Source organism: Amycolatopsis methanolica 239 (assembly GCF_000739085.1).
In the GTDB taxonomy this organism is placed as follows: domain Bacteria; phylum Actinomycetota; class Actinomycetes; order Mycobacteriales; family Pseudonocardiaceae; genus Amycolatopsis_E; species Amycolatopsis_E methanolica.
Window position 1 is genome coordinate 1,423,608 of sequence record NZ_CP009110.1, and the last position, 22,465, is coordinate 1,446,072.

Here is a 22,465-nt window from a genome sequence, read left to right on the forward strand (position 1 = left end):
TGCCGTTTCGCCGCTGGGCCGCACGCGGCCCTCGCGGCGCCTCCACGCGCTCCTGACCGCGGCCCCGCGCTTGCCGGCCGTGCGGCGCTGGCGGTCGCGAGCGCGGCGCTCGCGGTCTCGAGCCATGCGTCCCTGGCCCGCGAGCCCGCGCCGCTGGTCGCAGGTCTGCACTCGTCGCCGCGAGTCCCACGCTCCTGGCCGCCTGTTCCCCACTCGCCAGCGCGAGTCCCACCTTCACGATCGACACCCGTATCCGGCCGGACTGCGATCCGCGTCCACGCCGCCGCCCGTCTCCCGGTACCAAGCCCAGCGGCGGTGGAACTCGCGCGGGTACACCTGATTCGATACACCTCCCGTCCGGTCGCCCCGCGTGGCACCATCGAGGGCTACCGACGAGTAACCCGGAGGCCGCTATGGCGCGGACGATCGAAACGGCAGGCGTGGTCGGGCTCGGCACGATGGGCTCCGGGATCGCGGAGGTCCTGGCCCGCAGCGGCATCCGGGTGATCGGCGTCGAGGTGGACTCCGCCGCGGTGACGCGCGCCCGCGGGCACGTCGAGCAGTCCACGGCCCGCGCGCTCACCGGCGGCAAGCTCGACGAGACGACCGCGCGGCCCTCCTGACCCACATCACCTACACCACCTCGCTGACCGACCTCGCCGAAGCCGACCTGGTCATCGAGGCCGTCCCGGAGAGCCTCGACCTCAAGGCCGAGGTGTTCGCCCAGCTGGACAAGATCGTCGGACCCGGCGCGGTCCTCGCGTCGAACACGTCGTCCCTGTCGGTCACCGAGATCGGCGTGCACACCTCGCGCCCCGGCAAGGTCGTCGGGATGCACTTCTTCAACCCGGCGCCCGTGCTCAGGCTGGTCGAGATCGTCCGGACCGTCGTCACCGAGCCGGACGTGATCGCCGACGTCACCGGGTTCGCCGAGCGCCTCGGCAAGACGCCGGTCGTGATCGGCGACCGCGCCGGGTTCATCGCCAACGCCCTGCTGTTCGGCTACCTCAACCACGCGGTGCGGATGTTCGAGCAGCGCTACGCCACGCGCGAGGATCTCGACGCGGCGATGCGCCTCGGCTGCGGGTACCCGATGGGCCCGCTCGCGTTGCTCGACCTGATCGGGCTGGACACCGCATACGAGATCCTCGAGTCGATGTACCGGCAGTCGCGCAACCGGCTGCACGCGCCCGTGCCGCTGCTCAAGCAGATGATCACCGCGGGCCTGCTCGGCCGGAAGTCCGGTCGCGGGTTCTACACCTACGAGGGCCCGGACTCACCGGTCGTCGTTGACTCGGCGCCTGGCGTCGCACCCGTGGACCCCGGTGAAGTGCGGGCGGTTCGTGCGGTCGGCGTGATCGGCACCGGCACGATGGCGACCGGGATCGCGGAGGTGTTCGCCAAGCGCGGGTACGACGTCGTCCTCCGCGCGCGCACCACCGAGAAGGCCGAGGCCGCGGTGGCGCGGATCGCGAAGTCGGTGAACCGGGCGGTATCGAAGGGCAAGCTTTCCGAGTCCGACGGCGCCGCGGCGCTGGCCAGGACCGCGCCGGTCGCCGGCTTCGACGCGCTGTCCGGTGTGGACCTGGTGGTCGAGGCGGTGGCCGAGGACCTCGCGGTCAAGCAGGAGGTGTTCGCCGCGCTGGACGCGGTCGCGAAGCCGGGCGCGATCCTCGCGACGACGACCTCGTCGCTGCCGGTGATCGAGTGCGCGGCCGCGACCGAGCGCCCCGGCGACGTGGTCGGGCTGCACTTCTTCAACCCGGCGCCGGTGATGAAGCTGGTCGAGGTGGTGCGCACGGTCGCCACCGCACCCGACGTGGTGGCCACCGCGCACGCGGTCTGCGCGGCGATCGGCAAGCACCCGGTGCACTGCGGTGACCGGGCCGGCTTCATCGTGAACGCGCTGCTCTTCCCGTACCTGAACGACGCGGTGAAGATGCTCGAGGCGCACTACGCGCAGGCCGCGGACATCGACATCGCGATGAAGGTCGGGTGCGGGCTGCCGATGGGCCCGTTCGAGCTGCTGGACGTCGTCGGGCTCGACGTGTCGCTGGCGATCCAGCGGACGCTGTTCAACGAGTTCCGCGAGGAGGGCTTCGCACCCGCGCCGCTGCTGGAACACCTCGTCACGGCCGGGCGGCTGGGCCGCAAGACGGGGAAGGGGTTCGCGGACTACACCGCTCAGTGACCGCAGCCGCAGGCGCCGCCGCAGCAACCGCCGCCCGCGGGCGCGCCTGCGGCGGAACCGGTCAGGGCGACGGTCGTGAGCAGCTTGACCGTGTCCGTGTGGCCCTCGGGGCAGGTCGCGGGCGCGCTCGACTCGCTCATCGGCCGGTTCACCTCGAAGGTGCCGGTGCATTCGCGACAGCGGTAGGCGTAGGTCGGCATGTCGTCATTATCGGGTAAGGCGTGCGCTCGGAGCCACTTTCCTGCCAAGCTGACCATGTGGAGCTGCCAACGCTGTCCGGCCAGGGGCATCTCGCCGAGGTTGTGCCGTCGGTCCTCGCGACGCTGGGTGTGCCTGGTTGCGTCGACACGCTAGGCCTGCCCGATGCTGCCGGAGTCTGTGTGTTGCTGATCGACGGTCTGGGTTCGGAGCTGCTGCGCGCGCACGCCGACGACGCGCCGGTGCTGACCGAGCTCGCGAAGGCGACGCTGACGGTCGGCTGCCCGTCGACGACGGTCGCCGGGCTGGCCGCGATCGGGACCGGGGTCGCGTCGGGGGAGCACGGGATGGCGGGGTACACCTTCGAGGTGCCTGGTTGTGGTGTGCTCAACGCCTTGCGCTGGCGCGAGCATCCCGGCGGCGGCGAGCTGGACCTGCGGCCGGAGGACGTCCAGCCGTTGCCCACGACGTTCGAGCGGGCGGCCGCGGCGGGTGTCGAGGCGGTGGTGGTGGCCGAGGCGAAGTTCGCGAACTCGCCGCTGACGCGGGCGGTGCAGCGCGGCGCGGAGTACCGCGGCGTGTACGCGATGGGTGACCTGGCCGCGGAGACGCTGCGCGCCCTGCGCGAGTCGCCTGGGTTCTGCTACGCCTACCACGGCCAGCTGGACGAGCTCGGTCACCGGTACGGCCCGGGTTCGCCGGCGTGGGTGATGCAGCTGAGGCAGGTCGACCGGCTCGTCGAGTTGCTTGTGGACGGTCTGCCGCCCGGCCGGGTGCTGGCCGTGGTGGCCGACCACGGGATGGTCGCGCTGGGCGCCAACGTGATCGACATCGACGTGACGCCGGAGTTGCGGTCCGGAGTGCGGGCGTTCGGTGGGGACCCGCGGGTGCGGCACGTGTACACCGAGCCCGGCGCGGCGGAGGACGTGCTGGCCACGTGGCGCTCGGTGCTGGGTCCGCGGGCGTGGGTGACGCGCCGGGACGAGGCGATCGCGGCGGGCTGGCTGGGGCCGCGCGTGAGCGACCGGGTGCGCTCCCGCTTCGGCGACGTGATAGCCGCCGCCCGGGACGACTTCGGGATGCTGCGCCGCACGGCCGAGCCGCTGGAGTCGAAGCTGATCGGCCAACACGGCTCCATGACGCCCGCCGAGCAACTGGTCCCGCTGGCGATCGCGCACCGCTGAGCCGCTGATCGGCGGGTGCCGTCGGCGGTTGCGCGCCCTTGAGGCACCGCGCCTCGTTCTGCCGGCGATTGGCCGCCGCTGAAGGGCCGAGCGACTGGGCGCCGCTGGTGATTGCGCACGGTTGGGCGCTGAGCGCCTGGCCCCGCTGGCGGTTGCGCGCCGCTGAGGCGCGGAGCGCGGGGGTTCGCCGGCCGGTCGCCCACGGTTGTGGCGCTGGGCGAGGGGCCCGCTGGCGGTTGCGCACCGTTCAGGGGCTGAGCGACTGGGTGCCGCTGGCGGTTGCGAACCGTTGAGGCGCTGGGCGGCTGGTGGCGCTGAGGGCCGAGCGACTGGGTGCCGCTGGCGGTTGCGGACCGGCAGGGCGCTGAGCGCCTGGCCCCGTCGGCGATTGCGCGCCGTTGAGGCGCCGAACGGCTGGCCCCGCTGGCGGTTGCGCCACTGAGGCGCTGCGGGCTGGCCCCGCTGGCGGTTGCGTAGTTGGGGCGCTGGGCGGCTGGTGCCGCTGGCGGTTGCGCACCGTTGAGGCGCCGGTTCCGCGCGGGCTGCTGTCAGTCGTCGATCGGGGGCAGGTGGGCGGCGCGGAGCCGCTCGCTCGGCGTGGGATCCCGGTCGGCCGGATCCCCCTTGCCGTGGAACCCCCGGTGGCTGGATTCCCGTCAATCGGGGAGCCGCGACCGTCGAATTCCTGCCGGCCGTTTGCCTTGGACGTGGATCGGGGCAGGCGGCGTGGAATCCCCGCCGGCTCAGGGCTTCGGCCGGCGCAGGCCGTCCAGCAGCACGGTGAGCAGCCGCTCGGCCGTCTCGTCGTTGCCTTCCGCGGCCACGCCCACCCCGTGCCCCAGCAGGAGCAGGTCGCGCGGTCGCACGTCGTCGCGGATGGCGCCGCTTTCCTGCGCCCGGCTGAGCAGCACTGCGGCGGCGTCGTTGATCAGCGTCTTGCACACGGCGAACGTCTCGGAATCCCGGTCCATCGCCGCCTTCAGCGTGGCCGCCAGCCCGCGCTTGTGCAGCACGAACGCGACCTGCTCGCGCATCCACAGCTCCAGCGCCTCCGCTGGCTCGTGCTCCTCCAGCAACTTGTGTGCGGCGGAGCTCAGCCGCTCGATGTCGTCGCGGTAGACGGCTTCGATGAGCGTCTCCCTGGTGGGGAAGTGCCGGTAGAGGGTGCCCGCGCCCACGCAGGCCCGGCGCGCGATGTCGTCCAGCGGGGCGTCCGGTCCGTGCTCCCGGAACGCCTCGCGAGCCGTGACCAGGATCCGTTCGTAGTTGCGCCGCGCGTCAGCCCGCATCGGCCGCGGTGCCGCCATGCGCCTCACCCTCAAAACCGGACACATTCTCCGGATGCCCTTGCGCAACCGGAGACATTCTCCATATGCTAGCTCCATCGAAGCGGAGAGTTTGTCCGCTTCTGTCGTCCTCTTTCGACGGAGACTTCTTGTCTGAGACAACGCTGCCCGCGTCCGGCACGGCTGTCGCCGCGACCGCGGCGCGGCCACGCCCCGGCGTGGTGCTGGCAACCCTGCTCACCTGCCAGCTGATGATCGTCCTCGACATCACCGTCATGAACGTCGCGCTGCCCCGGATCCAGGCTGACCTCGGGTTCACCGCGGCCTCGCTGAGCTGGGTGATGTCGAGCTACACCCTCGTCTTCGGTGGTCTGTTGCTGCTCGGCGGACGCGCGGGCGACCTCTTCGGTCGCAAGCGGATGTTCGCCGGCGGCGTGCTGCTGTTCACCGCCGCCTCGCTCGCCGGCGGCCTGGCCGGATCGGCCGAGTGGCTGATCGTGGCGCGGATCGCGCAGGGCCTCGGCGCCGCCGCCGCGGGGCCGAGCACGCTGGCCCTGCTCACCACGACCATCACCGAAGCCCGCGCCCGGCTGCGCGCGCTCGCCCTGTTCTCCGGCATGTCCAGCGCCGGGTTCGCGGTCGGCCTCATCCTCGGCGGGCTGCTCACCGAGTGGCTGTCGTGGCGGGCCGTGCTGTTCATCAACGTGCCGTTCGGACTGGTGGTGGCCGCACTGGCCGCCCGGTTCGTGGTGGAGCCGCCGCGGCAGCGGGCACGGCTCGACCTGCCCGGCGCGGTGACCGGGACGGTGGGGGTGGCGGCCCTCGTCTACGGCTTCATCCGCGCCGCCGAGGCGGGCTGGTCGGACACGCTGACGTTGGTCTCGCTGATCGCCGGGCTGGTGCTGCTCGGCGCGTTCCTCGCCGTCGAGGTCCGCACCGCCGAGCCGCTGCTGCCGTTGCGGTTGTTCGCCGACCGCAATCGAGCCGCCGCGTACGCCAACTTCTTCCTCGGCCCGATGGCGGGCATGTCGATGTTCTTCTTCCTCACCCAGTACCTGCAGGACGTGCGGGGCATGAACGCGCTCGGCACCGGGTTCGCGTTCCTGCCGATGGCGCTGCTGGTGTTCGCGCTGAGCCGGGCCATCCCACGGCTGCTGCCCCGGTTCGGGCCCAAGCCGGTCGCGATCGCCGGGACGCTGTCGATGATCGCGGGGGTGGGCTGGCTGACGCAGCTGGCAACCGGCACTCCCTACCTGACCGGTGTGCTCGGCCCGATGGTCCTCATGGGACTGGGCATGGGACTGGCCTTCTCACCGCTCAACGTGATCATCATGGGCAGCGTCCCGGCGCGGGACGCCGGCGCGGCGGGCGGTGTGCTGCAGACGATGCAGCAGACCGGCGCGACCCTCGGCCTCGCCATCCTGGTCACCATCTTCGGCGCGACCACCCGCACCGCGACCGGCTCGCCGCACGACGTGCTGGTCACCGGGATGACGACCGCGTTCGCCGGCTCGGTGGTGATCGCGTGCCTCACCTTCGTGGTGGCACTCACCTTCCGTCGCGACGCGGACCGCGCCGCGTAGGCGTTACCGTGGCCGGGTGCCCCGCCGCAACCGACCACACCGTGGCCGCCCCGACGCCGACCGCGCCGGGGCGGCTCCCGGTTGGGCGCACGCCGAGTCCGGTCCGGACGGTGACTGGCTGGTGCGCAGCGTCCCGGGCAGCCAGGCGACCAAGGTGTACCGCTGCCCCGGCTGCGACCACGAGATCCAGCCCGGCGTGCCGCACGTGGTGGCCTGGCCCGCCGACGAACTCGGCTCGGTGGCCGATCGCAGGCACTGGCACCGCGCCTGCTGGGACGCGCGCGGCCGCCGCGGCCCGACGCGCAAGCGCTTCTAGGCCCGCCGCGCGTCTTCGGGCTTCGGGAGCTTCCGGAAGTGGCGGGACACGGCGCCGTCGTAGAAGGTCTCGGTGTAGACGGTGAACCCGAGCCGCTCCGCGACGCGCAGTGACGGCTCGTTGGCGATGTTCACGCTGATCTGCACCGGAAACTCGGGCAGCTCCCGCTCCGCCCACTCGACCACCGCCCGGGCCATCTCGGTCGCGTAGCCGCGCCCCCACACCCCGGGCCGGAAACGGTAGTAGAGGTTCAGCAGCCGGGCGCCGCCGAACTCCAGGTGCTGCAGCCCGCCGATACCCGCGACCGCACCAGTGGCGAGCGGCACCACCGCGAGGTAGCCGAACCCGTGGGCCTTCCAGTGTTCGAGCCAGGCGGTGAGCTTGACCTCGGTCTCCTCCTCGCCGGGCGGCGCGGGGTGGTAGCGGTTGGTCCCCGGGTCGGTCTGGATCTCGACGACGTCGTCCCGGTCCTCCGGGCGCAGTGGCCGCAGCAACAGGCGGTCAGTGCGGATCTCCCGCCACTCGACGCTCACAGGGCGAAGGTAGCGCGCCGGTCCAGCACAATCTCGGTATGGCTGATCTTCCCCTGGTCCTCCTCCACGCCTTCCCGGTGGACGCCCGCATGTGGAACCCCGTCCGCGGCGGTCTGACCACCCGGCACCGGCTGATCACGCCCGACCAGCGGGGCCTCGGGCGGACGCCGCTGCCCGGGACCGACCGCGAGCCCAGCCTCGACGACGCCGCCCGGGACGTGGTCGCCCTGCTCGACAAGCTCGAACTGGAGCAGGTCGTGCTCGGCGGCTGCTCCATGGGCGGCTACGTGAGCATGGCCGTGCTGCGCGCCGCGCCCGAGCGCGTCGCCGGGCTGGTCCTCATCGACACGAAGGCGACCGCGGACGCGCCCGAGGCGGCCCAGGCCCGGCGGGACCTGGCGTTGCGCGCCGAGTCCGAGGGCGTGACCGGCTGGCTCGCCGAGGCCATGCTGCCGAACGTGCTCAGCGCCGAGACCCGCGAGACCCGCCCAGACGTGGTCGAGACGGTGCGTGACCTCATCGACAGCCAACCCCCGGCGGGCGTGGCATGGGCCGCTCGCGCGATGGCCGACCGGCCGGACTCCACCGCGTTGCTGGCCGCCACCGACGTGCCCGCCCTGGTGATCGTGGGCGAGGACGACGGGCTCACCCCACCCCACGGCGCCCAGGCGATGGCCGAGACGTTGCCCAGCGGCGAACTGGTGGTCGTGCCCCAGGCCGGGCACCTCACGCCGCTGGAAGCGCCGGCCATGGTCATCGAGGCGATCCTGGGCTGGTGGCCCTTCGCGTGAAGGTGCCCGGCGGAGGTTCGCGTCGCCACCTCAACAGCTGGACGGCCCCAGCCAGGGCAGCGCCCGCGACGCGCACGCGCCGCCAGCGTCGGAACGCCCCCTGCGCGCTCCAGCCCACCCGGCTAATTCAGTTGAGAAACATCAACGAACTCCTCCAGGGGCCCGGCGTCGCCGAGTACCTCGACCTCTTCGGGACCCTTCCGGCGCCACAGCAGCAGCAACAGGTCCGACGCCGTCCCGCGCACCGCCGCCGTGGCCTTGCGGTGCTCGCCCGTCACCGACCAGTTCGCGCCGGACGGCCGGACCAGCCACTCGCCCGGACCGTCCGTCGCGTGGAGGTGCACGTCCGCCCGGAAGCCGGCCGGTGGGGCGTCCGGGAGGAAGAACCGGAGGAACTCGTCGATCCCGTCCACCGCGAGCTCCCGCTCGACTGGTTCGTCCCGCCCTGCCGCCGACAGCGCGTCCCAGCAGTGCACCGCCGTCTCCTGGGCTATCCGGCGCTGGATGAACCCCGCGTCCTTCCGCTCCGCCCACGTCCACCTGGGCTCGGCCGGGTCGAGCGCGGCCAAGGCGCCCGCCAGCGCATCGACCCCCTCGGCGAACCACGTCACCAGCTCGTCGTCCGCCGGCCGCGGCGGCTCCCGGTAGTCGTCCGGCCCGGGAACCGCTCCGGACGCGATCTGCCGCCAGAACCAGTGGACTTCGCCGGTGTGCCAGACCAGCTCGGCCACGTCCCAGCCCGGGCACGCAGGCACCGCCGCACGCAGGTCTCGCACCGCTTCCGCCAAGCGGCCGCCGTCCCTGCGCAACGCCGTGAGGTACCCGGGCTTCTCCATGCCGGGAAAGCTAGCGGGACCCACCGACAGTTTTGAATCGCCGCAGGTCAGCCTGCACTTCCGGCAACCGTTCCGGGAACCGGCGCGCGATCGCGAACCGCCAGCACACCCCGAACAGGTCGCGCAGCCTCAGCCACGGCGCCAGCTCGTCGGGATCCGGCGCGCCCGGGTACGCGGCGACCGCGGCGCGGCCGTCCAGCCGCGTGGTCAGCGCCAGGCATGCCAGGCCCCAGAGGACCGGCCCGGCCCAGGTGTCCTCGAAGTCGAGCCAGTGCGGCTCGCTCGCCGTGGCCAGCAGGTTGCCCGGGTGCGCGTCGCCGTGCAGGGGCTGCGCCGGGCCGTCCGGCAGCGCCGCCTCGAGGGCGTCGACCTCGTCCGCCAGCTCCGCAGGCAGGTCGAACCGCGAGATCCAGGAACGGGCCTCTGCCAGCGGTCCCGGCGCGTCCAGCGGATCGGGGAAATCCCGCAGCGCGGCGTGCAGTGCGGCCAGCGACCAGGCCGCCTCGCCGGGGGCGAAGACGTGATTCGGGTCGTGACGTGTGAAACGCCACAATGTGACCGGAAGACCGTTCGCGACGTGCGGACCTGGGCTTTCGAACGGCGGCACGACCGGCGCGTCCCGCATCTCGAGGAACGACGAGAGTGCCACTTCGCGGGCCAGCGACTGGAGCACCCGGGCCGCGCGACCAGCGTCGTCCCGGGCACCCTCGCCACGACCGCACCCAGTCTCACCAGCACGTTCGACCGCGTGGCCAGCACTTCCGGGTGCTCGGCGGGCAGCCGGAACCGCTGCCCGACCTCGACCGCGGCCGCCCCGGCGGCGGTCGTGTGGCGGTCTCTCATGGCGTGATCTTCCCAGCCGGTGCGCACCTGTGTCGGGGGCGAGGGATACGATCCGGACTGGTCGCGTTCGCCGCGGCCGCTGACACACCGAAGAGGATCTTGGAGGCAGGAGTGACAGCCGTAGCCCCGCAGCCGATTGTCACGCGTCCGTACCCGGCGCGACAGGAGGCCAAGGGTTCGTTGCTGCTGCGGTTGTTCCGCACGACGGACCACAAGCAGATCGGCATCATGTACCTGGTCACGTCGTTCGCCTTCTTCATGGTGGGCGGCGCGATGGCGATGCTGATTCGCACCGAGCTGGCGCGCCCAGGGCAGCAGTTCCTGTCGCAGGAGCAGTACAACCAGCTGTTCACCATGCACGGCACGATCATGCTGCTGCTGTACGCGACCCCGATCCTGTTCGGGTTCGCGAACTTCGTCATGCCGCTGCAGATCGGTTCGCCGGACGTGGCGTTCCCGCGGTTGAACGCCTTCTCCTACTGGCTGTACCTGTTCGGTGGCATCATCACCGTCTCCGGCTTCCTGACCCCGGGTGGCGCGGCCGACTTCGGCTGGTTCGCCTACACCCCGCTGTCGGACGCCATCCACTCGCCGGGCATCGGCGCGGACATGTGGATCGCCGGCCTCGCGGTCTCCGGTCTGGGCACCATCCTCGGCGCGGTCAACATGGTCACCACGATCGTGTGCCTCCGCGCGCCCGGTATGACCATGTTCCGGATGCCCATCTTCACCTGGAACATCCTGGTCACCAGCATCCTGGTGCTGCTCGCCTTCCCGATCCTCACCGCGGCGCTGATGGGCCTGATGGCCGACCGGCACATCGGGGCGCACGTGTTCGACCCGGCCAACGGCGGCGTGATCCTCTGGCAGCACCTGTTCTGGTTCTTCGGGCACCCCGAGGTGTACATCGTCGCGCTGCCGTTCTTCGGCATCGTCTCCGAGATCATCCCGGTGTTCTCGCGCAAGCCGATCTTCGGCTACAAGGGTCTGGTCTTCGCGACGCTGGGCATCGCGGCGCTGTCGGTCGCGGTGTGGGCGCACCACATGTACGCCACCGGCGCCGTGCTGCTGCCGTTCTTCTCCTTCATGACCTTCCTGATCGCGGTCCCGACCGGTGTCAAGTTCTTCAACTGGATCGGCACCATGTGGAAGGGCCAGCTGAGCTTCGAGACGCCGATGATCTTCTCGGTCGGCTTCCTCGTGACCTTCCTGTTCGGTGGTCTGACCGGCATCCTGCTGGCCGCCCCGGCCATCGACTTCCACGTGTCGGACAGCTACTTCGTGGTGGCGCACTTCCACTACGTGCTCTACGGCACGATCGTGTTCGCGACCTTCGCCGGCATCTACTTCTGGTTCCCGAAGATCACCGGGCGGATGCTGGACGAGAAGCTGGGCAAGCTCCACTTCTGGACCACGTTCCTCGGCTTCCACGCCACGTTCCTGGTGCAGCACTGGCTGGGCGCCGAGGGCATGCCGCGCCGCTACGCCGACTACCTGGCCAGCGACGGCTTCACCACGCTGAACACGATCTCGACCATCGGCGCCTACATCCTGGGCGCGTCGACCCTGCCGTTCATCTACAACGTGTTCAAGAGTTACCGCTACGGCGAGCTCGTCACGGTGGACGACCCGTGGGGCTACGGCAACTCGCTGGAGTGGGCCACCTCGTGCCCGCCGCCGCGGCACAACTTCACCGAGCTGCCCCGGATCCGGTCCGAGCGCCCGGCGTTCGAGCTGCACTACCCGCACATGGTCGAGCGGATGCACCACGAGGGTGAGATCGGCTTCTTCGGCAAGCCGAAGGTCCACGCCGGGGTCAAGGCCCCGTCGCAGGCCCTCACCGACGCGGTCATCCCGGGCGACCACGACAAGGACAACGCGAGCGAGCAGTGATCCGCGGCCTCCGGGTGGGAACGAGACCATGACGCCGGTGCTGATCACAACGACCGGTCCGGACAAGCCGGGCGTCACGTCGGTGCTCTTCGCGGCTCTCACGCGGCACGGTGTCGAGATGCTCGACGTCGAACAGGTCGTCATCCGCGGCCGGCTCACCCTGGGTGTGCTGGTCGCGGTGGCCGACGATCCGGAGGGCCTGCAGGAGTCCGTCGAGCAGGCGATGGCCAGCGTGGCCATGCATGTCGACGTTCGGGTCGGGGACGAGATCGGGGAGGACCCGTTCGCCCCCGCCCGGCAGGGCTCGACGCACGTCGCCGTGATCCTCGGGCGGCCGCTGACCGCCCGGGCCTTCACCGACTTCGCAGGCAGGCTGGCTGCGCTCGGTGCCAACATCGACGCGATCCGGCGCATCGCCGACTACCCGGTCACCGGGCTCGAGGTGCACCTGTCGGTCGCGGAGGACACCGAGCAGGCCGACACCGAGCTGCGAGCCGCGGTCGCGGACGTCGCGTCGGCAGGCGGTGTGGACATCGCCATCGAGCGCGGCGGGCTCGCGCGGAGGGCCAAGCGCCTGATCGTGTTCGACGTGGACTCGACCCTCATCCAGGGCGAGGTCATCGAGATGCTGGCCGCGCACGCCGGGGTCGAGCCGAAGGTCCGCGAGATCACCGAGGCCGCCATGCGCGGCGAGCTGAACTTCACCGAGTCGCTCGAACGGCGGGTCGGCCTGCTGGCCGGGCTGCCCGAGTCGGTGCTCGACGAGGTGGGCGAGCAGATCCAGCTGACTCCGGGCGCGCGCACCACTGTCCGGACCCTCAAGCGGCTCGGGTTTCGCTGCGGTGTCGTGTCCGGCGGGTTCACCCGGATCATCCAGCCGATCGCCGACCAGCTCGGGCTCGACTTCGTCGCCGCCAACGAGCTGGAGGTGGTGGGCGGCAAGCTCACCGGCCGGGTTGTCGGCGAGATCATCGACCGGGCCGGGAAGGCGACGGCGCTGCGCCGGTTCGCCGACCACTACGGCATCCCGCTCGCCCAGTGCGTGGCGGTCGGTGACGGCGCCAACGACATCGACATGCTCAAGGCGGCCGGCATGGGGGTGGCGTTCAACGCGAAGCCCGCGCTGCGCGAGGTCGCGGACACCGCGCTGTCCCACCCGTACCTCGACGCCGTGTTGTTCGTGCTCGGCGTCAGCCGCGCGGAGGTCGAGGCCGCCGACGCGGCCGACGGCCTCTCGCTCGCCCGGCCATGAGCGTTCTCGACCCGCTGGCCGCCCGGTACGCCACCTGGCTCGGGTTGCCCGCGGAGGAGACCGCGCTGCCGGAGGCCTCGCCCGAGCAGGTCCGGGCGATGCCGGTGATCCTGCGACTGGAAAAGGCCGAACCGCCGTCGCGCACCCCGCTGCTCGAAGCCGCTGCCACCGCGGCGCTCGCCGTCTGCCTGGACGAACGCGCGCAGCCGGGCAGGGAGTGGCACGAGCCGGTGCACGACTGGGTCGCCGGACACATCCGGAAGGTCGCCCGCCGTGCGCGGGGCGCGCACTGGGTCGCGGCGCAGGACTTCCCTGGCGTGACCGTTTCGGTCGAGGGAGCCGAGGTCCGCGCGCTGGTGCCGGGCCGCGTGGTCGACGTGCCGAAGGAGATCAGCCGCCTGCAGATCTCGGGCAGCGACCTGCCGCCCGACGAGCCCGGTCCGGCCCCCGACGACCTGCCGTTGCTGCTGCTCAACCCCGAGGTCGCGATGACCGTCGGCAAGGCGGCCGCCCAGGTCGGCCACGGCACGATGATCCTCGCGTCGCTCCTCGGCGACGACGAACTGGCCGCGTGGGCCGAGCGGGGCTACGCGTGCGCGGTGCGGACCGCGACCGTTGACCAGTGGAAGCAGTTGCACCCGGGAGACGACCCCGCGGCGGCCTGGCGCGAGCGGCGGGTCGTCGCCGTGCGGGACGCCGGGTTCACCGAGGTCGACCCCGGAACCGTCACGGTCCTTGCCCAGTGGCGTTGACCCCGATCGAGGAGTGCGTGTGAGCCTGGACGTCCGCCGCGAGGGCGAGCACGAGTTCGTCGGGCGCAACGAGCGTGGCGCGTCGGTGCGGATCGGGCGGAAGGGCGCGCCCGGGTCGTTCTCTCCCGCGGAGCTGCTGCAGATCGCGGCGGCCGGCTGCGCCGCGGTGACGGCCGAGGAGCTGATCACGCGCCGGACCGACGCGCCGCTGCGTGTGGCGGTGACCGCCGACCGCCGTGAGGGGGCGTCCGAACTGGACGCGGTGCACGTGCTCTTCGACGTCGACCTGTCGACACTGGCGGACGACGAGCGGGACAAGGTGGTGGCCGCGGTGGACCGTGCGATCGAGCGGTTGTGCACGGTGTCGCGGACGCTGAAGAAGGGGATCCCGGTGACGGAGGAGTTCGCCGGTGGACCGGAGGACGGCTCGCGCCGGTAGGGCAGGCGGGGACTGGCGGCTGGAGACGCAGGCCCTCACGTGAGCGTTCGGCCCGCGTCGGGGATGGTTCGCCGCGGGCCGAGCGCGGAGCTCGCGGTGCGGGCGGGGAACTCGCGCTGCTTACTCGCGCCGCCGAGCGTGGGACTCGCGCCGCTGGAGGCAGAACTCGCGCGGCTGAGCGTGGGACTCGCGGCGGTGAGTGTGGAGCTCGCGCGGCTGGAGGTAGAACCCGCGGCGTTGAGGGTGGGGCGCGCGAGTGCGCGGGGTCAGCTGGCGGCGGCGTCCAGGCGTTTGAGCGCTGCTTTCGCCACCTCAGGGTCGTACGTCGGCCAGAACGGGGGGAGTGAGGAGCGCAGGAAGCCGCCGTAGCGGGCCGTTGCCAGGCGGGAGTCCAGCACCGCCACCACACCCTTGTCACCGACCGAGCGGTGCAGCCGTCCGGTGCCCTGCGCCAGCAGCAGCGCCGCGTGGGTGGCCGCCACCGTCAGGAAACCGTTGCCGCCGCGGGCTTCTACCGCCCGCTGGCGCGCCGACGACACCGGGTCGTCCGGGCGGGGGAACGGGATCCGGTCGACGATCACCAGCTGCAGCGACGGCCCCGGCACGTCCACGCCCTGCCACAGCGACAACGTCCCGAACAGGCAGGTCCGCGGGTCCTCCGCGAACTTCGTCACCAGCAGCGACGTGGTGTCCTCGCCCTGGCACAGAATCGGGAAACTGATCCTGTCCCGCAGCTCCTCGGTCGCCTGCTTCGCCGCGCGCATCGACGAGAACAGGCCCAGCGTCCGGCCACCAGCGGCCTCGATCAGCGACGCGATCTCGTCCAGCGTCTTCTCGCCGAGACCGTCGCGGCCCGGCGGCGGCAGGTGCTTGGCCATGTAGAGGATCCCGTTGCGCCGGTGGTCGAACGGCGAACCGACGTCCAGGCCGGACCACTTCAGCTCGTCGTCGTCCGCCGGCGGGGCCTTCTCCGTCGCCGTGCCCTCCGCGGCGACCACCCGCGCCTGCGACGGCGGCAGCCCCCACTGCCGCGCCAGCGTGTCGAACGCGCCGCCCAGCGCCAGCGTCGCCGACGTCAGCACCGTCGTCTTCTGCGCGAACACCCGCTCCCGCAGCAACCCGGCCACGGACAGCGGCGCCACGTGCAGCATCGGCGGCCTGCTGCTGAACGAGAACTTGTCGTTGGACAGCCACACCACGTCCCGCTGGTGCGCGGTGTCCTCGGCGAACGCGTCGAGCAGCCGCACCGAGGTGTCGTGCACCTCCTCCAGCTGCGAGCGCGCGAGCTTGCGGGCGGTGGCCTCCTCGACGTCCTCCTTGCGGTCCGAGCCCAGCGCGCTCAGGCACGCGTGCGCGCCGTCCCGCACCGCGGCCACCGCGCCGCCCAGCGCCTTCGGCAGCGTGTCCAGCCGCCCGGCCGGCATGTCCTCCAGGATCATCGCCAGGCCCTCGGAAGCCTCCTGCAGCCGGTCGGCCGTGTCGGCGTCGATCAGCTTCCCGCAGCGCCGCACGGCCACCGCGACCGCCGACGACGTCAGCTCGCCCGTCGCGACCGACGTGACGCGGTCGACCAGCTCGTGCGCCTCGTCGATGATCACCAGGTCGTGCTCCGGCAGCACCTGGTAGCCCTGCAACGCGTCGATCGCCAGCAGCGCGTGGTTGGTGACCACCACGTCCGCCTTGCCCGCTTCACCGCGCGCCCGCTCCGCGAAGCAGTCCTGGCCGATGGGGCAGCGCGCGACGCCGAGGCACTCCTTGGCGGTGACCGACACCTGCCGCCACGCCTGCTCGGTCACGCCGGGCACCAGCTCGTCGCGGTCGCCGGTCTCGGTGTCGGAGGCCCACTCGCGCAGCCGCGTGACCTCCTTGCCCAGCCGCGACACCGCGAACGGGTCGAACAGGGCCGGGTCCTCCGGCTCCTCCGGCGCGCCGGAGTCGAGGCGGTGCAGGCACAGGTAGTTGCGGCGGCCCTTGAGGATCGCGAACGTCGGCATGCGGCCCAGCGGCTTCTTCAGCGCCTTTGCCAGCCGGGGCAGGTCGCGGTCGACGAGCTGGCGCTGCAGCGCGATCGTCGCCGTCGACACGACCACCGTGGTGTCCTTCTCGACCGCGTGCCGGATGGCCGGGACCAGGTACGCCAGCGACTTCCCGGTGCCGGTGCCCGCCTGCACGGCCAGGTGCTCGCCGGTGCGGATCGCGCGGCCGACCGCCTCGGCCATCTTGACCTGCCCCGGGCGCTCCGCACCGCCGAGCGCCTCGACAGCGGTCGTGAGGAGCTCGTTGACACCGGGGAACGCAGTACGGACGGCCACCAGGACACGGTACCGGGGGCCACCGTCAAGACCGGGCCACCGCCCCGCTCCCGGCAAGTCCGGGATCCACTCGTCCGGGTGGCATCCGGCCGGGTGGGTCAGGGTGCCGCCGCGACCTGCCGATTGTCGAGGAGGCATTTCTCCGGCGAAAGGAGCGGCTCATGGAGCGGGCCAGGCGGATGGTGGCGGTGGCGGCCGTGTTCGGGGCGGTGGTGGCCGTGCCGGCGACCGCGCAGGCGCAGGCCGAGGCGACCGGCGCCGGTTCGGTGGGTGCGGTCGACATCACGGTCGACGGCGTGTCGGCCCACGCGGACCCGATCGCGCCGTGCGTCGTGGACACCACCGCGGAGGGCCGCACCGATCCGATCACCGTCGGCACCCGCACGAAGTACGGCCTTGGCAGCACCACGTGCACGCGCAACGCCGACGGCACGGCGAGCGTGAAGGTGACCGGCCAGCGGTTCGAGACGAGCGTGCTGCAGCAGTTCGGCGGGCCCGTGATCAAGGCGAGGACGTTCGGCGCGGGCTGCAACACCACGGCGAACGGCAGCAACGGCTACATGTCGCTGGGCACCGTCACCGGGATCACGGTGCCGCAGAACATCCCGCCGAACCACGTGATCACCATCCCGGGCGCGACGCCGGGCGCGCCGCCGATGGCCGAGGTCGTGCTGAACGAGCTCGTCGTGCCGGTGCCCGCCGACGGCAGCCTCACGACGAACGCCATGCACATCAAGCTGTTCCCGCAGGGCGGCCCGGCTTCCGGCGACATCCTCGTCGGGTCCGCGAGCTGCTCGCCGTTCGGGCTCTGACGGCTCAGGCGTAGCGGTCGGCGGTCGCCGCCAGCTGGGACGCGCGTTTGCCCAGCTCGTCGAGGCGGCCGCCGTCCAGGGCGTCGCCGAACAGGGGGGATCCGACGCCGACCGCGAGGGCGCCCGCGGCCAGGTAGGCGTCCACATCGGACAGTTCCACCCCGCCGGCGGGCACGAGTGGCACCTCCGGCAGCGCGGCCTGGACCTCCTCCAGGTACCGCGCTCCGCCGGCGGTGGCCGCCGGGTGGAGCTTCACCGCGGCCGGGCCGTAGCGCCAGGCGGCGTCCACCTCCGTGGGCGTGAGCGCGCCGCACACGATTGGCAGCGCGTATTCCCGCGCCCGCCACAGTACGTCCGGCGAAAAGACCGTCGTCGCGATGAAGTCCACCCCCGCGGCGGCGCACCGGTCCACGGCGGCCACCGTGCGCACCCCGCCGGCGCCGATGAGCGCGTCCTGCCCCAGTTCGGCCTGCAGCACGCCGATCGCGTCCAGCGCGCCCGGGGTCGCCAGGTCGACCTCCAGCACACCGAGCCCCGCCTCGTAGAGGACCTGGCCCGCGTCGGCGAACCACGACGGGTCATCCGCGCGCAGGATCGCCACCACGCGGCCGGTCGCCAGCCGCTCCCGGAAGCGGTTGTTGTGCTTCCGCAGCACGGTGCGCATCAGCCGACCCGCGGGGTGCCCACGAGATCCACCTCCGCGGCCCGCAGCTGTTCGAGCGCCTCGTCCACGGTCTCGCGCGCCACGCCTGCGGTGAGGTCCAGCAGGACCCGCACCGAGAACCCGGCCGCCGCCGCGTCCAGCGCGCTCGCCCGCACGCAGTGGTCCGTCGCGATGCCCACCACGTCGACGTCGGTGATCTGCCGCTCGCGCAACCAGTCGGCGAGCTTCTCGCCGGCGTCGGTGTGGCCCTCGAACCCCGAGTAGCCGTCGCTGTACTGGCCCTTCGAGAACACCGCGGTGATCGGCCCGACGTCGAGCGCCGGGTGGAACGACGCGCCCGGAGTCCCGGCCTCGCAGTGCCGCGGCCAGGACCGCACGTAGTCCGGGTTGTCGCTGAAGTGCGCGCCCGGGTCGATGTGGTAGTCGCGGGTCGCGGCGACGGCCGAATAACCGCCGCGCGCGAGGTGCTCGGTGATCCTGGCGGCCACCTCGGCCCCGCCGGTGACCGCGAGTGCGCCGCCCTCGCAGAAGTCGTTTTGCATGTCGACGACGATCAGTGCCCTGCTCATCACGCCTCCTGGGGGAAGACGGTGGGGATCGCGGGTTCGCCGCTGGAGAGCTTGAGGCCCTCCCACGGCAGGCTGACCAGGCCCTCGCGCAGCCGCTGACGGCTGTCCTCCAGCGTGGGCAGGCCGTCCACCGGCTTGCCGCCGCGCACCAGCGGGATGGGCAGCTCGCGGTCGTTCTCCCCGGCCTCGGGACGCTGACCGGCCGCGTACACGACCTCCTCCAGCGCCGTCCCGGTCGGCTTGTGGCGGCGCAGCGCGGATTTCTCACCACCGCGCGAGGCCTTGTTCTCGCTGCGCTTGGCGACCGGGCGGCCGTCGACCTCGACCAGCTTGTAGACCATCCCGGCGGTCGGCGCGCCGGACCCGGTGACCACCGATGTGCCCACGCCGTAGGCGTCGACCGGCTCGGCGCGCAGGGCGGCGATCGCGTGCTCGTCGAGGTCGCCGGACACCACGATCCGGGTGTCCTTCGCGCCGAGCGAGTCGAGCTGCTCACGCGCCTTGCGGGCCAGCACGCCCACGTCGCCGGAGTCGATGCGGATCGCGCCAAGCTCCGGGCCCGCCACGCGCACCGCGGTCTCGATGCCGCAGGTGATGTCGTAGGTGTCGACCAGGAGGGTGGTGTCGGTGCCCATCTTCTCGACCTGGGCGCGGAAGGCGTCCTCTTCACTGTCGTGCAGCAGCATGAAGGCGTGCGCCACGGTGCCGCGGGTCGGGATGCCGTAGCGGCGCCCGGCCTCCAGGTTCGACGTGGTGGCGAACCCGCCGATGTAGGCGGCGCGCGCCGCGGCGACCGCGGCCATTTCGTGCGTTCGGCGGCCGCCCATCTCGATGATCGGCCTGCCGTGCGCGGCCGAGGACATGCGTGCGGCCGCGGAGGCGATCGCGCTGTCGTGGTTGAGGATGGACAGCGCGACGGTCTCCAGCAGGACCGCCTCGGCGAAGGTCCCCCGAACGGTGAGGATCGGCGAGCCCGGGAAGTACAGCTCGCCCTCGGGGTAGCCGTCGACGTCGCCGCCGAACCGGTAGTTCGCCAGCCAGGACAGCGTGTCGTCGTCGACCACGGCGGTGGCGGCGAGCTGGTCGATCTCGGCGTCGGTGAACCGGAAGTCGGCGATCGCCTCCAGCACGCGCCCGGTGCCCGCGACCACGCCGTAGCGCCGTCCGGCGGGCAGGCGGCGGGCGAAGACCTCGAACACACACTGGCGGTCGCCGGTGCCGTCGGCGAGGGCGCTGCCCAGCATGGTGAGCTCGTAGTGGTCGGTCAGCAGGGCGGTGCTGCCGTGCGTCTCGGGGAAACCCATGGGATCAGACTATGAGGTACTTGCGCGTCCGGCCGAATCACCCGAACAGACCCACCACCGGTCCACGCAGTGCCGGTTCCGTGACACCATGGGGCGCATGACCACGCCTGTCGCATCCGAACAGACGCAGGTTGAACCACTCGGCACCGAGGCAGGCGCCGAAGACCAGCCGTGGCAGACGATCGTCTGGAACGACCCGGTGAACCTGATGTCGTACGTGACGTACGTCTTCCAGAAGCTGTTCGGCTACAGCCGCGACCACGCCACCAAGCTGATGCTGGACGTGCACCACAAGGGGCGCGCGGTGGTGTCCTCGGGCACGAAGGAGAAGGTCGAGGCGGACGTGACGAAACTGCACGCCGCGGGACTGTGGGCGACGATGGAGCACACTTCGTGAGGGGCTGGCAGCGCAGGGGCGGCCGCGTGCACGCCGGTTTCGAGCAGCAGGAGGCCGCCGTGCTGCGTGGCCTGGTGAGCCAGCTCGAGGACATGCTGCGGGCGCGTGCCGAGGAGGCCCCGCAGGACCCGCTGGCCGAGCTGACCGGCATCCGCACCGGCCCGTCGCAGTCGCCGGACGACCCGGTGCTGTCCCGCCTGCTCCCGGACTACCACAAGATCGACCCGGACACGCCGAGCCAGGAGGTCCTGGACTCGGCGAGCGCGCTGCGGTCGCTGCACGAGCCCGAGCTGGTCGACGCGAAGGTCGGCGTGGCCGCGGTGGTCATGGAGACCCTGCCCCGCGACGGCGGCGACGTGAAGCTGACCTACGAGCAGGCCGACGCGTGGCTGTCCGCGCTCAACGACGTCCGGCTGGCGCTGGGCACCGCGCTCGACGTCACCGAGGACATGCCCGACGAGCTGCCGGAGGACGATCCGCGCTCGCCCCACCTCGGCGTCTACCACTGGCTGACCTGGGTGCAGGAAAGCCTGGTCCAGGCACTGACGGCGTGATCACGGACGTGCCGGGTGTGCTGGTCGGGCACCACCACCGGATCGGGGACGGCTGGGCGACCGGGACGACGGTCGTGCTCGCGCCGCCGGGCACGACGGGCGCGGTCGACCAGCGCGGCGGCGCGCCCGGCACGCGCGAGACGAACCTGCTGGAGCCGGAGAACCTGGTCCGGTACGTCGATGCGATCTGCCTGTCCGGCGGCAGCGCATACGGGCTGGCGGCCGCGGACGGGGTCATGCGGTGGCTGGCCGAGCGGGACCGCGGGTTCCAGGTCGGCGTCGAGCCGCACGAGGTGGTGCCGATCGTGCCCGGCGCGGTGATCTTCGACCTGCCGCGGTCGGATTGGGGCAACCGGCCGGACGCGTCGTTCGGGTACGCCGCCTGCGAGGCGGCGGGCACCGCGGTGGAGCAGGGCTGCGTCGGCGCGGGAGCGGGGGCGACGGTCGGGTCGCTGAAGGGCGGGGTCGGCACGGCGAGCGAGCGCGTGGGCGACTTCGTGGTCGGGGCGCTCGCGGTGGTCAACGCGCGTGGCGAGGCGGTGTCGTTCGACAGCGGCCGCCCGTACGCGGCGGACCACGAGGTGGCGGGCGAGTTCGGGGTGCGCTGGCCGGACCGGGCGGCGTCGGCGCCTGGCCGGGAGACGGACCTGAACACCACGATCGGCGTGGTGGCGGTCGACGCGGACCTGTCGAAGGCCGAGTGCCGCCGCCTGGCGGTGGCGGCGCAGGACGGCCTGGCCCGCGCGGTGCGCCCGGCGCACTCGATGTTCGACGGCGATACGGTGTTCGCGCTGGCCACGGGCGCGCGGGACCTGCCGGCGGCCGAAGGCCCCTTCGGCGTGACCACGCGCGCGGCCGGCCTGGACGAACTGTGCGCGGCCGCGGCGCGGGTCTTCGCGCGGGCGTGCGTGCACGGGCTGGTGAGCGCGGTGGGCCTGGCGGGCGTGCCCGCGTACCGGGACGTGTGGCCGGAAGCGTTCGAGTAACACGGCTGGTCACGGAGCGATCTGATGGCCGTGAGCGCAGAGCAGGCCTGGGCGGTCGTCGTGCACGACCACATGAACTCCTCCCCGTCGATCGCCTACGCGATCCACGAGGTCTTCGGCCTGCCGTTCGAGCGCGGACTCGAACTCGTGGAGGACGTCATCGAGCACGGTCGCGCGGAACTGACCCTGTGCGCCGGGCGGGAGCAGGCCGAGGAACTGGTCGCCCACCTCCAGGTGCTCGGCCTGCACGCGACGCTGCAGGGGCGCTGAGGTGGATTTCCTGAACGCCGTGCCGGGGCAGGGCGGGCACGTCCTGGTCGAGATGTCCCCCAACGTCGCCGAGTGCCTGTACGCGATCGGCCGTGACCTGCTGACCGCGCTGGAGACCGGTTACCGGGGCCGGCGGCGCCTGCGGGACGAGGACCTGTTCCCGGACGCCTACGAGCTCATCCGCGACAGCAAGGCGTTCCGCGAGCGGCACGGCGCGGCGATGCGGGAGAGCTTGACCGCGGCGGTGCGCGCGGTGGTGCTCAACTACCGGGGGCAGACGGTGTTCACCCTGGACCGCGCCTGGCTGCGGGCCTGGTTCACCATGGTCGCCCACGCCCCCGCCCTGTACGTGCGCAAGCCGCGCTGGACGGTCGGCGCCTGGACCCGGCTGCCGGTCACCGAGAACGAGGTCCGGCTCTTCTGGCTGCACTACACGCAGGCCGCGCTGGCACAGGCGTGCGCAGTCTCACCCTGTGAGCCCCCGGTGTCCGGCACGTAAG

Annotated in this window: 24 protein-coding genes and 1 pseudogene; 16 read left to right on the forward strand and 9 right to left on the reverse strand. The window is 72.3% G+C overall.

Going from position 1 to position 22,465, the window contains the following annotated elements; all coding sequences use genetic code 11:
* Positions 1 to 458: 458 nt before the first annotated feature.
* Both AMETH_RS42410 and AMETH_RS41355 read left to right on the forward strand, forming a co-directional pair.
* Positions 459 to 907 (forward strand): annotated as a pseudogene (locus AMETH_RS42410) (3-hydroxyacyl-CoA dehydrogenase family protein); the annotation flags it as partial.
* Positions 908 to 1,024: 117 nt separating this feature from the next.
* Complete coding sequence (locus tag AMETH_RS41355) at positions 1,025 to 2,191, forward strand: 3-hydroxyacyl-CoA dehydrogenase family protein (protein WP_410468245.1); 1,167 nt, start codon at positions 1,025 to 1,027, stop codon at positions 2,189 to 2,191.
* Here the strand turns inward: AMETH_RS41355 and AMETH_RS06965 are convergent.
* A complete protein-coding gene (locus AMETH_RS06965; protein ID WP_017987344.1) occupies positions 2,185 to 2,391 on the reverse strand; it encodes an FmdB family zinc ribbon protein in 207 nt (68 codons plus the stop codon). The genes AMETH_RS41355 and AMETH_RS06965 overlap by 7 nt on opposite strands.
* Before the next feature lie 57 nt (positions 2,392 to 2,448).
* Here AMETH_RS06965 and AMETH_RS06970 point away from each other — a divergent pair, with 57 nt between their 5' ends.
* Entirely contained in the window at positions 2,449 to 3,573 is a 1,125-nt protein-coding gene (locus tag AMETH_RS06970) for an alkaline phosphatase family protein (protein WP_026153886.1), read from the forward strand.
* A 743-nt stretch (positions 3,574 to 4,316) separates the two neighbouring features.
* On the opposite strand, the gene AMETH_RS06975 is transcribed toward AMETH_RS06970, so the two are convergent.
* On the reverse strand, positions 4,317 to 4,880 hold the full coding sequence (locus tag AMETH_RS06975) for a TetR/AcrR family transcriptional regulator (RefSeq protein WP_017987346.1): 564 nt from the start codon (positions 4,878 to 4,880) through the stop codon (positions 4,317 to 4,319).
* Between the two features lie 128 nt (positions 4,881 to 5,008).
* Between AMETH_RS06975 and AMETH_RS06980 the strand changes: the two genes are divergently transcribed.
* Complete coding sequence (locus AMETH_RS06980; protein WP_020486772.1) at positions 5,009 to 6,442, forward strand: MFS transporter; 1,434 nt, start codon at positions 5,009 to 5,011, stop codon at positions 6,440 to 6,442.
* A 16-nt stretch (positions 6,443 to 6,458) separates the two neighbouring features.
* Positions 6,459 to 6,758, forward strand: a complete 300-nt coding sequence (locus tag AMETH_RS06985; protein ID WP_017987348.1) for a hypothetical protein — start codon at positions 6,459 to 6,461, stop codon at positions 6,756 to 6,758.
* On the opposite strand, the gene AMETH_RS06990 is transcribed toward AMETH_RS06985, so the two are convergent.
* Positions 6,755 to 7,291, reverse strand: a complete 537-nt coding sequence (locus tag AMETH_RS06990) for a GNAT family N-acetyltransferase (RefSeq protein ID WP_017987349.1) — start codon at positions 7,289 to 7,291, stop codon at positions 6,755 to 6,757. The two genes, AMETH_RS06985 and AMETH_RS06990, sit on opposite strands and share 4 nt — an antisense overlap.
* A 38-nt stretch (positions 7,292 to 7,329) precedes the next feature.
* On the opposite strand from AMETH_RS06990, the gene AMETH_RS06995 reads away from it, so the two are divergent.
* Entirely contained in the window at positions 7,330 to 8,082 is a 753-nt protein-coding gene (locus AMETH_RS06995) for an alpha/beta fold hydrolase (RefSeq protein ID WP_017987350.1), read from the forward strand.
* A gap of 122 nt (positions 8,083 to 8,204) precedes the next feature.
* Here the strand turns inward: AMETH_RS06995 and AMETH_RS07000 are convergent, their stop codons facing one another.
* Together AMETH_RS07000 and AMETH_RS07005 are read right to left on the reverse strand one after the other, a co-directional pair.
* On the reverse strand, positions 8,205 to 8,918 hold the full coding sequence (locus AMETH_RS07000; protein ID WP_017987351.1) for a maleylpyruvate isomerase family mycothiol-dependent enzyme: 714 nt from the start codon (positions 8,916 to 8,918) through the stop codon (positions 8,205 to 8,207).
* Between the two features lie 10 nt (positions 8,919 to 8,928).
* Positions 8,929 to 9,591, reverse strand: coding sequence for a phosphotransferase family protein (locus AMETH_RS07005; RefSeq protein WP_017987352.1), 663 nt, complete (start codon positions 9,589 to 9,591; stop codon positions 8,929 to 8,931).
* A gap of 281 nt (positions 9,592 to 9,872) precedes the next feature.
* Here AMETH_RS07005 and ctaD point away from each other — a divergent pair, with 281 nt between their 5' ends.
* From ctaD to AMETH_RS07025, 4 genes are read left to right on the forward strand one after another with little or no spacing between them, the layout of a single operon-like run.
* On the forward strand, positions 9,873 to 11,654 hold the full coding sequence (ctaD, locus tag AMETH_RS07010) for an aa3-type cytochrome oxidase subunit I (RefSeq protein ID WP_026153888.1): 1,782 nt from the start codon (positions 9,873 to 9,875) through the stop codon (positions 11,652 to 11,654).
* A gap of 28 nt (positions 11,655 to 11,682) precedes the next feature.
* Complete coding sequence (gene serB, locus AMETH_RS07015) at positions 11,683 to 12,906, forward strand: phosphoserine phosphatase SerB (RefSeq protein WP_017987354.1); 1,224 nt, start codon at positions 11,683 to 11,685, stop codon at positions 12,904 to 12,906.
* Complete coding sequence (locus tag AMETH_RS07020) at positions 12,903 to 13,658, forward strand: peptidyl-tRNA hydrolase (protein ID WP_017987355.1); 756 nt, start codon at positions 12,903 to 12,905, stop codon at positions 13,656 to 13,658. The genes serB and AMETH_RS07020 overlap by 4 nt, the downstream gene beginning before the upstream one ends.
* A gap of 19 nt (positions 13,659 to 13,677) precedes the next feature.
* Positions 13,678 to 14,097 carry an OsmC family protein gene (locus AMETH_RS07025; RefSeq protein WP_017987356.1) on the forward strand — a complete coding sequence of 140 codons (420 nt, stop codon included), beginning with the start codon at positions 13,678 to 13,680 and terminating at the stop codon, positions 14,095 to 14,097.
* Between the two features lie 266 nt (positions 14,098 to 14,363).
* Here AMETH_RS07025 and AMETH_RS07030 read toward each other — a convergent pair whose 3' ends face one another.
* Positions 14,364 to 16,409 carry an ATP-dependent DNA helicase gene (locus AMETH_RS07030; protein WP_017987357.1) on the reverse strand — a complete coding sequence of 682 codons (2,046 nt, stop codon included), beginning with the start codon at positions 16,407 to 16,409 and terminating at the stop codon, positions 14,364 to 14,366.
* Between the two features lie 161 nt (positions 16,410 to 16,570).
* Between AMETH_RS07030 and AMETH_RS07035 the strand changes: the two genes are divergently transcribed.
* Positions 16,571 to 17,221 (forward strand): choice-of-anchor P family protein, encoded by a 651-nt coding sequence (locus AMETH_RS07035; protein ID WP_017987358.1) that lies wholly within the window; start codon positions 16,571 to 16,573, stop codon positions 17,219 to 17,221.
* Positions 17,222 to 17,225: 4 nt separating this feature from the next.
* Here the strand turns inward: AMETH_RS07035 and AMETH_RS07040 are convergent, their stop codons facing one another.
* The 3 genes from AMETH_RS07040 to AMETH_RS07050 are packed head-to-tail and all read right to left on the reverse strand — an operon-like array spanning position 17,226 to position 19,758.
* Complete coding sequence (locus AMETH_RS07040) at positions 17,226 to 17,885, reverse strand: bifunctional 4-hydroxy-2-oxoglutarate aldolase/2-dehydro-3-deoxy-phosphogluconate aldolase (RefSeq protein WP_017987359.1); 660 nt, start codon at positions 17,883 to 17,885, stop codon at positions 17,226 to 17,228.
* On the reverse strand, positions 17,885 to 18,454 hold the full coding sequence (locus AMETH_RS07045) for a nicotinamidase (protein WP_017987360.1): 570 nt from the start codon (positions 18,452 to 18,454) through the stop codon (positions 17,885 to 17,887). Before AMETH_RS07045 ends, AMETH_RS07040 begins: the two co-directional genes overlap by 1 nt.
* Positions 18,454 to 19,758, reverse strand: coding sequence for a nicotinate phosphoribosyltransferase (locus AMETH_RS07050; RefSeq protein WP_017987361.1), 1,305 nt, complete (start codon positions 19,756 to 19,758; stop codon positions 18,454 to 18,456). Before AMETH_RS07050 ends, AMETH_RS07045 begins: the two co-directional genes overlap by 1 nt.
* A 97-nt stretch (positions 19,759 to 19,855) precedes the next feature.
* Here AMETH_RS07050 and clpS point away from each other — a divergent pair, with 97 nt between their 5' ends.
* Genes clpS through AMETH_RS07075 form a run of 5 tightly spaced genes read left to right on the forward strand, consistent with a single transcriptional unit; the run spans position 19,856 to position 22,464 of the window.
* The gene (gene clpS, locus AMETH_RS07055) at positions 19,856 to 20,155 is read left to right on the forward strand and encodes an ATP-dependent Clp protease adapter ClpS (protein ID WP_017987362.1); all 300 of its coding nucleotides are present in this window, start codon (positions 19,856 to 19,858) and stop codon (positions 20,153 to 20,155) included.
* Positions 20,152 to 20,709, forward strand: a complete 558-nt coding sequence (locus AMETH_RS07060; RefSeq protein ID WP_026153892.1) for a DUF2017 domain-containing protein — start codon at positions 20,152 to 20,154, stop codon at positions 20,707 to 20,709. The genes clpS and AMETH_RS07060 overlap by 4 nt, the downstream gene beginning before the upstream one ends.
* On the forward strand, positions 20,706 to 21,695 hold the full coding sequence (locus AMETH_RS07065) for a P1 family peptidase (protein ID WP_017987364.1): 990 nt from the start codon (positions 20,706 to 20,708) through the stop codon (positions 21,693 to 21,695). The genes AMETH_RS07060 and AMETH_RS07065 overlap by 4 nt, the downstream gene beginning before the upstream one ends.
* 24 nt (positions 21,696 to 21,719) lie before the next feature.
* Positions 21,720 to 21,965, forward strand: a complete 246-nt coding sequence (locus AMETH_RS07070) for a hypothetical protein (protein WP_017987365.1) — start codon at positions 21,720 to 21,722, stop codon at positions 21,963 to 21,965.
* Between the two features lies 1 nt (position 21,966).
* Entirely contained in the window at positions 21,967 to 22,464 is a 498-nt protein-coding gene (locus AMETH_RS07075; RefSeq protein WP_017987366.1) for a hypothetical protein, read from the forward strand.
* Position 22,465: the final 1 nt, after the last annotated feature.